This is a genomic window from Saccharomonospora saliphila YIM 90502 (genome assembly GCF_000383795.1).
GTDB lineage: Bacteria > Actinomycetota > Actinomycetes > Mycobacteriales > Pseudonocardiaceae > Saccharomonospora > Saccharomonospora saliphila.
Genome location: NZ_KB912649.1, coordinates 67,413 through 77,225, shown reverse-complemented (window position 1 = coordinate 77,225; position 9,813 = coordinate 67,413). Strand labels below are relative to the sequence as shown.

At 71.8% G+C, this 9,813-nt stretch carries 12 protein-coding genes and 1 pseudogene; 12 read left to right on the top strand and 1 reads right to left on the bottom strand.

What is annotated here, in order from left to right; translation table 11 throughout:
* The 12 genes and pseudogenes from SACSA_RS24535 to SACSA_RS0108455 form a co-directional block, all read left to right on the top strand.
* Positions 1 to 202, top strand: a pseudogene (locus SACSA_RS24535) (zf-TFIIB domain-containing protein); the annotation flags it as partial.
* 6 nt (positions 203 to 208) lie between these two features.
* A complete protein-coding gene (locus tag SACSA_RS0108505) occupies positions 209 to 835 on the top strand; it encodes an AAA family ATPase (protein WP_198009015.1) in 627 nt (208 codons plus the stop codon).
* Positions 836 to 1,008: 173 nt separating this feature from the next.
* Positions 1,009 to 1,494, top strand: coding sequence for a helix-turn-helix domain-containing protein (locus SACSA_RS25180; RefSeq protein WP_048876576.1), 486 nt, complete (start codon positions 1,009 to 1,011; stop codon positions 1,492 to 1,494).
* A 7-nt stretch (positions 1,495 to 1,501) separates the two neighbouring features.
* On the top strand, positions 1,502 to 2,494 hold the full coding sequence (locus SACSA_RS25935) for a prolipoprotein diacylglyceryl transferase (RefSeq protein WP_019815058.1): 993 nt from the start codon (positions 1,502 to 1,504) through the stop codon (positions 2,492 to 2,494).
* 110 nt (positions 2,495 to 2,604) lie between these two features.
* Positions 2,605 to 2,901 carry a DUF2516 family protein gene (locus SACSA_RS0108490; protein ID WP_019815056.1) on the top strand — a complete coding sequence of 99 codons (297 nt, stop codon included), beginning with the start codon at positions 2,605 to 2,607 and terminating at the stop codon, positions 2,899 to 2,901.
* 54 nt (positions 2,902 to 2,955) lie between these two features.
* Entirely contained in the window at positions 2,956 to 3,501 is a 546-nt protein-coding gene (locus SACSA_RS0108485) for a YbaK/EbsC family protein (RefSeq protein WP_019815054.1), read from the top strand.
* Positions 3,502 to 3,554: 53 nt separating this feature from the next.
* Positions 3,555 to 3,998, top strand: a complete 444-nt coding sequence (locus SACSA_RS0108480) for an SRPBCC family protein (protein WP_019815052.1) — start codon at positions 3,555 to 3,557, stop codon at positions 3,996 to 3,998.
* Entirely contained in the window at positions 3,998 to 4,999 is a 1,002-nt protein-coding gene (locus SACSA_RS0108475; protein ID WP_019815050.1) for an NADP-dependent oxidoreductase, read from the top strand. The genes SACSA_RS0108480 and SACSA_RS0108475 overlap by 1 nt, the downstream gene beginning before the upstream one ends.
* 196 nt (positions 5,000 to 5,195) lie before the next feature.
* A complete protein-coding gene (locus SACSA_RS0108470) occupies positions 5,196 to 5,672 on the top strand; it encodes a DUF234 domain-containing protein (RefSeq protein ID WP_083940202.1) in 477 nt (158 codons plus the stop codon).
* An 81-nt stretch (positions 5,673 to 5,753) separates the two neighbouring features.
* The gene (locus SACSA_RS0108465) at positions 5,754 to 6,812 is read left to right on the top strand and encodes a FecCD family ABC transporter permease (protein WP_019815045.1); all 1,059 of its coding nucleotides are present in this window, start codon (positions 5,754 to 5,756) and stop codon (positions 6,810 to 6,812) included.
* Entirely contained in the window at positions 6,809 to 7,921 is a 1,113-nt protein-coding gene (locus SACSA_RS0108460; protein ID WP_019815043.1) for a FecCD family ABC transporter permease, read from the top strand. The genes SACSA_RS0108465 and SACSA_RS0108460 overlap by 4 nt, the downstream gene beginning before the upstream one ends.
* On the top strand, positions 7,918 to 8,811 hold the full coding sequence (locus SACSA_RS0108455) for an ABC transporter ATP-binding protein (RefSeq protein ID WP_019815041.1): 894 nt from the start codon (positions 7,918 to 7,920) through the stop codon (positions 8,809 to 8,811). Before SACSA_RS0108460 ends, SACSA_RS0108455 begins: the two co-directional genes overlap by 4 nt.
* A gap of 20 nt (positions 8,812 to 8,831) precedes the next feature.
* On the opposite strand, the gene purU is transcribed toward SACSA_RS0108455, so the two are convergent.
* Positions 8,832 to 9,689 carry a formyltetrahydrofolate deformylase gene (gene purU / locus SACSA_RS0108450; protein WP_019815039.1) on the bottom strand — a complete coding sequence of 286 codons (858 nt, stop codon included), beginning with the start codon at positions 9,687 to 9,689 and terminating at the stop codon, positions 8,832 to 8,834.
* Positions 9,690 to 9,813 lie beyond the last annotated feature (124 nt).

Below are 9,813 nucleotides of genomic sequence, written 5' to 3'. Positions count from 1 at the left end.
TCCGCCCACGCGGCACTACGGCCACGGGGATTCGCCGCGCCCGTACCAGGGCGGTTACCGGGATTCGCCGCGTCCTTACGGCGGGCACGGCGGCTACCGGGATTCGCCGCGTCCCTACGGCGGGCACGGCGGTTACCGTGACTCGCCGCGCCCGTACGGGCACCGGCGCAAGCGCGGATTCCTCGAAAGCCTCTTCGACTGAGCGGTGGTGCTCGACCTCGCCATCTGCCCGGGCTGCGGCGAGCGTGCCGAGGTGCCGGTGGTCGAGCGGGGGCGGCTGGTGTGCTCGTGGTGCGGGCACACCCGGTCGTTCCACCGCTTGCCGCTGTTCGCGCTGACCGGACCGAGCGCGGCGGGCAAATCCACCGTGGGCCCCGCACTGGCGCGCCGCCTCGGCGACCGGGTCGTGGTCGTGGAACAGGACGTCCTCTGGACCGGCGGCCTGCGCGATGACGTGGACGGGCATCCGGTGTTCCGTTCGACCTGGCTGCGAATGGCCGCGATGATTCATCAGAGCGGCCGTCCGGTGGTGCTGTGCGGGACCGTGGTGCCGCCCGAGTTCGAGCCGTTGCCGGAACGTGTCTTCTTCTCGGACATCCACTACCTCGCGCTGACGGCGGCGCCGGACGTGCTCGCTCGCCGCCTGCGCGCCCGCCCGGAATGGCGTGGGTGGGACGAGGCCCGCATCGCCGAGATGCTGGAGTTCAACGAGTGGCTGCGCGCCCGGGCGGCCACGCTCGCGCCGCCGGTCGAACTGTTCGACACCACCGACGCGCCACTCGATGCCGCCGTCGACCGCGCCGTCGAGTGGATCACCGGCCTGTGGGGCCACTGACCCGCTGTCACCCGGAAGGTGCGAGCGGGGTGCTTGCAAGAGCTAGCACCCCGGCGTACCGTCGGTGACGTCGGAGGGAGGTGGTGACGCGGGTGACGCGGCGAGAAGCGGAACCGGCAACGGAGCCGACGAACCCCACGGCCGAGTCCGGCCCCCTCGACACCGATGCCGAGATCCTCGATGCCGACTTCGAGGCCGTCGCCACCGACAATGGTGACGGCGGCGAGGGCGCCGGCCCGATCGGCAAGGTCGCTGATCTGGGCAGGGACATCGGTTCCTACATCCGCCAGCAGCGCAGCAGCGCGAAGATCTCCCTGCGGCAGTTGTCGAAGCTGGCGGGTGTGTCCAACCCGTACCTCAGCCAGATCGAACGGGGTTTGCGCAAACCGAGTGCGGAAATCCTGCAGCAGATCGCCACAGGACTGCGGATCTCGGCCGAGGCGCTGTACGTGCAGGCGGGAATTCTCGATCGTCCCGTCGGGGGGCCGGTCGCCGAGGCCGTCCGCGCCGACACCGATCTCACCGAACGTCAGAAGCAGGTGCTGCTCGACGTGTACGACTCGTTCCGGCGGGAGAACGAGGCCACGGCACGGGCAGCGCCCGCACCCGACATCGATCCCGCCGGAGGCGGCAGCGGCGCCTCCGGCAGCGAGGAGTGATCCGCCGATGGGAACCACGCGAACGGACGAAGAACGCACCGTGCTGACCACCGCCGTCGGTCAGATGCGCACATCGTTGCTCGCCGCGCTGGGCGCGGGCAACCTGGCCGGTCAGGCGGTCGCCGACGCCGTGGCCAAGGCGCGGACCCGGCTCAACGAAAGCAGTGAGACGGCGCGCCGGACGGTCGAGGATCTGCCCACCGAGCTGGAAAGCCTGCGCGGTCGGCTCGACCCCGCCGAGCTGCGGAAGCTCGTGGACGACTACACCGACTCGGCCTTGCGGCTCTACCACCGGCTCGCCGAGAACGGAGAGCAGACGTGGGACCGGCTGTCCGAGCAGCCGCAGGTCCGGCGTGGCCGGGAGCAGGTGGGCGAGGCGCTGCACGCCGCACAGGAGCGGGTGGACGGTGTGACCACCGACGCGCGAGTGCAGTTGGACGAGCTGGTGTCGCTGCTCACACGCCGCACCCGCGAAGCGGGCCACGACGCGGGCAGGGCTACGGCCGAGGCGGGCGACCGCGCGGCCGACGCGATCAGCGACGTGACCGAACCCGTCCGGGCCGGTACCTCGGAGCGGACGGACAAGCCCGGACCCGCCGCGTTCGACCGGGCCTCCGACGATGAAGCCTCCGAGTCCCGCACCGCACCGGGCACGCGGACGCCGGGCACCGGGACGTCCGGTGCGACGGCGTCCGGCTCGGGCAGGCCGGCCCGCGCGACGACGGCGCGGACAGCCGAGCCGAAGAGTGCCGGGACGACCAGCACCGGGGCGAAATCCACCGAGCCGAAGTCGGCTGAGCCGAAGTCGGCTGAGTCGAAGTCCACCGAGCCGAAGAGCACGAGCGCGAAGGCGCCCGGCACGGGCGGCGCCGCCGACACGGGGTCCGCGGACACGGCCACCGAGGGCGGCCAGTCCGGGAAGACGAGCCGAGGCGGAGCGGGGACGCGGCGGACGCAGAGCCGCCGGTCCCCGAACGGCACCCGCGGCAGCGACGAGTAGCCCGCACGATCGACCGTTGCCGTCCGGACCCGGCCCCGATGGGTCCCCGCGCACCGCAGCGCGTGTGCGGGGACCCGATCGAGTTGCCACGCTGACGTAGGCTGGTCCTCGTGCCGACTCTCGCTTACTGGATCGTCTGGGTCATCGACTGGGCTGGCACGCTCGTCGGCCTGGCCGCCTTCGTGCATGCCGTGATGCAGCGCTCCGACGCCTACACCGCCGCCGACCGCAAGACCAAGCCGGTGTGGATGGCGATCACGGCAGGCGCGACGCTGGCGATGCTGGTGTTCCAGTTCTTCGGGCCGGGCATGATCTTCTGGATCGCCGCGATCGTGGCGAGCCTGATCTACATGGTCGACGTGCGGCCGAAGCTGATCGAGGTGCAGCGCGGCGGTTCGAGCTGGTGAGCGCCTCAGTGCCCGTCGCGGTGGGCGGGTGCCGGGGCGGCGTACGGTGAGTGCGTGCGTGACTGGACCATCGCCGGAACACTCACCCCGGCACCGGCGGCCGAACACCCCGAACTTCTTGCCGAACCCGTAGCCAGGGCCCTCGCGGCGACCGGGTCCGACGCCACCGTCGGTGTCGTCGAGATCGACCCGGACCTCGCCGATACGGCCGACTTCTGCGCGACCTACGGCTCGCCCCTGTCGGCGTCGGCGAACTGCGTCGTGGTCGCGGGCAAGCGGGCGGGTCAGACCCGCTACGCCGCCGCGCTCGTGCTCGCCACGACCCGGGCGGACGTGAACACCGTCATCCGCCGCAGGCTGGACGTGCGCAAGGCGTCGTTCGCGCCGATGGACGAGGCGGTCGAGCTGACGGGCATGGCCTACGGCGGCATCACGCCGGTCGGTCTCCCGCCGGAGTGGCCCGTCCTGCTCGATACGGCCGTGGCCGAGGCGCCCGAGCTGGTCATCGGCAGTGGCGTGCGGGGGAGCAAGCTTCTGGTCACCGGTGGGTTCCTGGCGTCGCTGCCGGGGGCCGAGGTCGTCGAGGGCCTCGGACGGTGACCGTCGCCGGGGCTCGCGCTCCGAGAACTGATGACCGAGTGAAGGGCAGGAGTATGGGCAGAGTCACCGCGCACGCGGAACGCGCGATCGATGCTCCGGCGGAGGAGCTGCGTGCGCTCGTCGCCGACTACCGCGAGGTCAGGCCGCGCATCCTGACCGAGCACTATCGCGACTACGAGGTCACCGAGGGCGGCACCGGGGCGGGAACCCGGGCGCGCTGGACGTTGCAGGCCACGTCGAAACGGTCCCGGAACGTGGCCGCCACGGTGAGCGAGCCCGAGCCGGGGACGGTCGTGGAGACCGACGCGAACTCGACGCTGGTCACGACCTGGACCGTACGGGCCGAGGGAGCGGGTAGCGTCGTGCGCGTCGAGACGACCTGGCAGGGAGCGGGCGGCATCGGCGGATTCTTCGAGCGGATGTTCGCGCCGAAGGGCCTCGCCCGGATCTACGACGGTGTTCTGGCGAATCTGGAGCAGGAGGTACGACAGTCCTGATGACGACCGCGACCGAAGTACGACTCGCCTCGCGCCCCGATGGCGCCCCCACGCTGGAGAATTTCTCCGTCGTAAACACCGAGGTGCCCGCGCCGGGAGAAGGGCAGGTCCTCGTCCGCAACACCTGGTTGTCGGTGGACCCGTACATGCGCGGGCGGATGAGCTCAGCCAAGTCCTACGTCGCCCCGTACGAGGTGGGTGAGGCGATGTCCGGCGGCGCCGTCGGTGAGGTCGTCGAGTCCCGTGCCGACGGCCTGGCACCGGGCGACACCGTGCTGCACGACCGGGGTTGGCGTACGCACGCGGTGCTCGACGCGAAGCGGGTCTCGCCGGTCGACCCCGACGCCGCGCCGGTGTCCGCCTACCTCAGCGTGCTGGGGATGCCGGGGCTGACCGCGTACGCGGGGCTGTTCGAGGTCGCGAACTTCCGCGCCGGTGACACGGTCTTCGTCTCCGCCGCCGCGGGCGCGGTCGGTTCGCTGGTGGGTCAGCTCGCCCGGCGCTACGGCGCCGCCCGGGTGGTGGGCAGCGCCGGGTCGGCGGAGAAGGTGCGCTGGCTGACCGAGGACCTGGGCTTCGACGCGGCCTTCAACTACAAGGACGCCCCCGTGCGCGACCAGCTCACCGAGGCGGCACCGGACGGCGTCGACGTCTACTTCGACAACGTCGGTGGGGATCACCTCGAAGCGGCGATCGCCCGGCTGAACACGCACGGGCGCATCGCGGTGTGCGGGATGATCTCGCAGTACAACGCCACCGAGGCGACCCCCGCGCCGCGCAACCTCGCGCAGGTCATCGCCAAGCGGTTCACCCTGCGCGGGTTCCTGGTGACCGACCACGCCGACGTGCGCCCGCGGTTCGTGTCCGAGGTCGCGCCGCTGGTCGCCGACGGCAGTCTGAAGTACTCGGAGACGGTCGTCGACGGCGTTCGCAACGCCCCGCAGGCGTTCCTCGACCTGCTCGCGGGCGGCAACACGGGCAAGATGCTCATCCGCCTCTGACTCCGTTCGCTCGTTGGCTTGCCGTCAAGGCCTCCTTCACTGCGTTGAGCGCAGGCGAGGAGGCCTTGACGACTTGCCAACGCTGTAGCGAACGTCGCGGGGGAGACACTCATAGCCGATACTTTCCTTGGTGACACTCTCCTTCAAGAGCGTCTCTCGTATGTGAGTACCGGGGTCGTAGCGTCGATCAGACCTCATCGCGGACCCATACCTGCGATTCTGGCTCGCGTTTCTGGACTCCGGGCTGCCGGACATCCAGCGCGGCCGTGGTGATCTCGTCCTCGCCCGGATCGCGAAATCGTGGTCGAGTTGGCGGGGAAGGGCCGTCGAGCCGGTGGTCCGGGAATCGTTGCGCCGCATGCCGGATGGATCGCTGCCCGAGGGTACGGCCGTGGCCGGTGGGTACTGGACGCGTTCCAACGACCCGGAGATCGACATCGTGGGCGCGGACCGGGAGCCTGTGGCGAAGCGGATCACCGTCGTCGGGTCGGTGAAATGGCTCCGGGACCGCCCGTTCGACGAGCACGATCTCGCTCGGCTCCTGACACACCGGACGCGGCTTCCGGGCGCGGACGAGCGCACGCCTCTGCTCGCCGTGAGTCGCGGCGGGGCCACCACGAGCGGTGTGACCATGCTCGTACCGGAGGACCTGCTGGCCGCCTGGCGGGACTGAGGTCCCACCGCCCGGGGAAGTTGGGGTAGGCAAGCCTTACCTGGCCTCGACCACCGTGGGTGGTTCGGTTAGCCTCACCTTATGTCGATCGCCGCGCCCGGTCCGTCCCGCGCCGAGGAGCGAACCGGGCGCTCCCCGGTTCCGGGGCGCGTGCTGCGCGGGTTCGGACTCGCCGTGGGGCTGGGCGCGCTCGTGCTGGTCGCCCTGCTCAGCGTCTGGCTCGGTTCCAAGAGCATCCCGTTCACCGAGACGTGGTCGGTGCTGACCGAACCGGACGGTTCGGACGACGCCGTCATCATCCACTCCTACCGTCTGCCCCGGACCCTGCTCGGTGTCGTCGTCGGTGCGGCGCTCGGGCTCTCCGGCGCGCTCATGCAGGCGCTGACCAGGAACCCGCTCGCCGAGCCCGGCTTGCTCGGGGTGAACATGGGCGCCTCGACCGGGGTGGTCGTGGCCGTGGCCTTCCTCGGCGTCTCCTCCGTGCTCGGGCACGTGTGGTTCGCGCTCGCCGGGGCGGCCCTGGCCTCGCTCGTCGTGTACGTGCTCGGGGCCACTGGCCGGGGCGCGGCCACGCCGGAACGACTGGTACTGGCCGGTGCCGCGCTGACCGCCGTGGTCTACGCCTTCAACACCGCCGTGCTGCTGTCCGACCCGGAGGCCTTCGACGAGTACCGATTCTGGAACGTCGGTTCCCTCGCGGGCCGCTACTTCGACGTGCTGGTGCCCGTGCTGCCGTTCGTCGGCGCGGGCGCGGTGCTCGCGCTCCTGCTCATGCGCCCGTTGAACGCGCTGGCGCTGGGCGACGACCTAGGCCGCGCACTCGGCTCGGAGCCCACCCGCACGCGCGTCCTCGGCGCTGTCGCGGTGACGCTGCTCTGCGGTGGTGCGACGGCGGCGGTGGGGCCCGTGGCGTTCGTCGGGCTGGCCGTCCCGCACGCCGCCCGTCTGCTCGTCGGCCCGGACCAGCGCTGGGTGCTGCCCTATTCGCTCGTGCTCGCTCCCGTGCTGCTGGTCGGCTCGGACGTCGTCGGGCGTGTCATCGCACCGCCGGGTGAGGTGCAGGTCGGCATTGTCACGGCCGTGGTCGGCGTGCCGGTGTTCCTCGCGTTGTGCCGGAGGCGGAGGTTGACGAGCCTGTGAGCCCCGCGACGACCCCCACGACGCCCGACCGCGCTTCCCGCGCCGGGGCCTCGGCGTCGCGCCCGGTGACCGGGTGGGTGCTGCGCACCCGGCGCGAGCGCGTCGCCCTGCGTGTCGACCCGCGCTCGCTGTTGGTGGCGCTGACGCTGGCCGCCGCGATCCTCGCGACGGCGGTGACAACGCTGACCACGGGAGAATACGAACTCTCGGTGGCGGAGGTGCTCGGCGCGATCGCCGGGCAGGCCGACGGTGCCGCTGACTTCGTCGTGAACACACTGCGGCTGCCCCGGTTGCTGACCGCCGTGTTCGTCGGTGCGGCGCTGGCCGTCAGCGGGGCCGTTCTTCAGGCACTGACCCGCAACCCACTCGGTAGTCCCGACTTCATCGGCTTCACCAACGGCGCGGCCACGGGCGCGCTGGTAATCCTCATCGTCGCCGGCGGCGGCATGGCCCAGATCGCCGCCGGTGCGCTCGCCGGCGGGATCGTCGCGTCGGTGCTGATCTACCTCCTCGCCTACACGCGCGGTGTACAGGGCTTCCGGTTCGTGCTCATGGGCATCGGCATCAACGCGCTCGCGCTGTCGGTGAACTCCTACCTCATCACCCGCGCGGACCTGTACGACGCGGTGGCCGCCCAGGCGTGGCTCGTCGGCAGCGTCAACGGGCGCGGCTGGGGGCACGTCGCCGCGTCGGGACTCGCGCTGGCTGTGCTGCTGCCCGTGGCGCTGAGCCGGGTACGTGCCCTGTCCCTGTTGGACCTCGGCGACCACTCCGCCGCCGCGCTCGGTGTCGGGGTCCAACGCAGCAGGGTGGTGCTGATCGTGGTCAGCGTGCTGCTGGCGGGCTCCGCCACGGCCGCCGCCGGGCCGATCTGGTTCGTGGCGCTGGCCGCGCCCCGCCTCGCGCGCGGACTCACCCGCACTCCCGCACCCGGGCTGGTCACCTCCGCGTTGATGGGCGGCCTGCTGCTCGCGGTGGGCGATCTGGCGATCCAGCGTGTGTTCCCCGCCGCGCAGCTCCCCGTCGGCACGGCCACGGGCTGTCTCGGCGGCTTGTACCTGATGTGGCTGTTGGCGTCCCAGTGGCGCGGGAAGGGCAGGTACACGTGAACCGAACGCACGGCGACGTCCGGACCGGTGCGCGCGATCCCGGCGGAACCGGCCCGCGCCTGCGCGGGCAGGGCCTCACGCTGGCCTACGACGAGGCCGTCGTGGCCCGCGAGCTGGACGTGACGATCCCGGACGACTCCTTCACCGTGATCGTCGGGCCGAACGCGTGTGGGAAATCCACCCTGCTCAAGGCGCTGGCGCGGATGCTGCGGCCGAAGGCCGGGGCGGTCCACCTCGACGGCCGGTCGATCTCTCGGTATCGCTCGCGTGAGGTGGCGCGGCGGCTCGGCCTGCTGCCGCAGTCCTCGATCGCGCCGGGCGGCATCACGGTCGGCGACCTCGTGGCCCGCGGTCGCTACCCGCACCAGAAGCTACTCAGGCAGTTCTCGTCGGCCGACGAGGCCGTGGTCGCCGACGCCATGCGGCGCACCGGCGTGGCCGACCTCGCCGACCGGGTGGTGGACGAGCTCTCCGGCGGACAGCGCCAGCGGGTGTGGCTGGCGATGGTGCTGGCCCAGCAGACGCCGGTCCTGCTGCTCGACGAACCCACGACGTTCCTCGACATCGCCCACCAGATCGAGATGCTCGATCTGTGCGCCGACCTGCACGCCGACGAGGGGCACACGCTCGTGGCGGTGCTGCACGACCTCAACCAGGCGTGCCGCTACGCCACCCACCTGGTCGTGTTGCGGCCCGGTGGGGAGATCGCCGCGCAGGGCGACCCGTGCGAGATTGTCACCGCCGAGCTGGTCGCCGACGTGTTCGGCCTGTCCTGCCGGGTGATCGACGACCCGGAGACGGGCACGCCGATGATCGTCCCCGCCCGGCGACGGCGGAAGGACGAGGCGGGGGAGGCGGCTCCGCCGGCCGCGCTGTCGCAGGGACGGTGAGTCGGCCGGGTCGCTCCCGCTCAGAACACGACGGTGCGGTTGCCGTGCACGAGCACCCGTCCCTCAAGGTGCCAGCGCAGGCCCCGCGCCAGAGTGACCTTTTCGATGTCGCGGCCCTTGCGCACCATGTCGGCCACCGTGTCGCGGTGGTCCACGCGGATCACGTCCTGCTCGATGATCGGCCCGGCGTCGAGGTCGGGCGTGACGTAGTGGCAGGTGGCGCCGACCAGCTTCACCCCGCGCGCATGGGCCTGGTGGTAGGGCCGCGCGCCGACGAACGACGGCAGGAAGCTGTGGTGGATGTTGATCGCCCGGCCCGCCCACGCCGCGCACAGCTCGGGCGGCAGGATCTGCATGAACCGCGCCAGCACCACCGCGTGCGGATCGTGCTCGTCGACCAGCTTGGCGACCTCGCCGAAGGCGGCGGCCTTGTCGTCACCGAAGGGCACGTGATGGAACGGGATGCCGTGCGCGCGGGTGACGTCGCCGAGCACGTCGTGGTTGCCGATCACGGCCCGCACGTCGGCGTCCAGCTCCCCCGAGGCGACCCGGCCGAGCAGATCGTAGAGGCAGTGCCCCTCGCGGGACACCAGCAGCACGACGCGGGGGCGCTCCCCGGTGTCGTCGATGCGCCAGTCGGTCTCCGACCCGAGCGACCGGGCCACCCCGGCGAAGCGCGCGCGCAGCTCGGACACGTCGAACGGCACGGAGTCGGCGCTCACGACCTGGCGCGTGAAGAACCATCCCGTGTCCGGGTCGGTGTGGTAGGCGGCCTCGACGATCCAGCCCCCGATCTCGGCGAGGAAGGAGGAGATACGGGCGACGATGCCGGTGCGGTCTGGGCAGCCGAAGGTGATGACGTACTGGCGTTGCTGCACGGGTTCCCATTGTCGCTGGTCACTGTGGCCGCCGCGCGGGCGGCCCCCTCCTTCCCGGCGGGCGCGACCCGGGTTCGGCGCCGGGCGAGCAGCCTGCGTCCGAGCTCGGCGAGACCGGCGGGGA

Coding starts and splice junctions, on each gene's coding strand:
- SACSA_RS25935 (WP_019815058.1), top strand. CDS start 1,502: ATGGGAACCACGCGAACGGACGAAGAACGCACCGTGCTGACCACCGCC.
- SACSA_RS0108480 (WP_019815052.1), top strand. CDS start 3,555: ATGGGCAGAGTCACCGCGCACGCGGAACGCGCGATCGATGCTCCGGCG.
- SACSA_RS0108475 (WP_019815050.1), top strand. CDS start 3,998: ATGACGACCGCGACCGAAGTACGACTCGCCTCGCGCCCCGATGGCGCC.
- SACSA_RS0108465 (WP_019815045.1), top strand. CDS start 5,754: ATGTCGATCGCCGCGCCCGGTCCGTCCCGCGCCGAGGAGCGAACCGGG.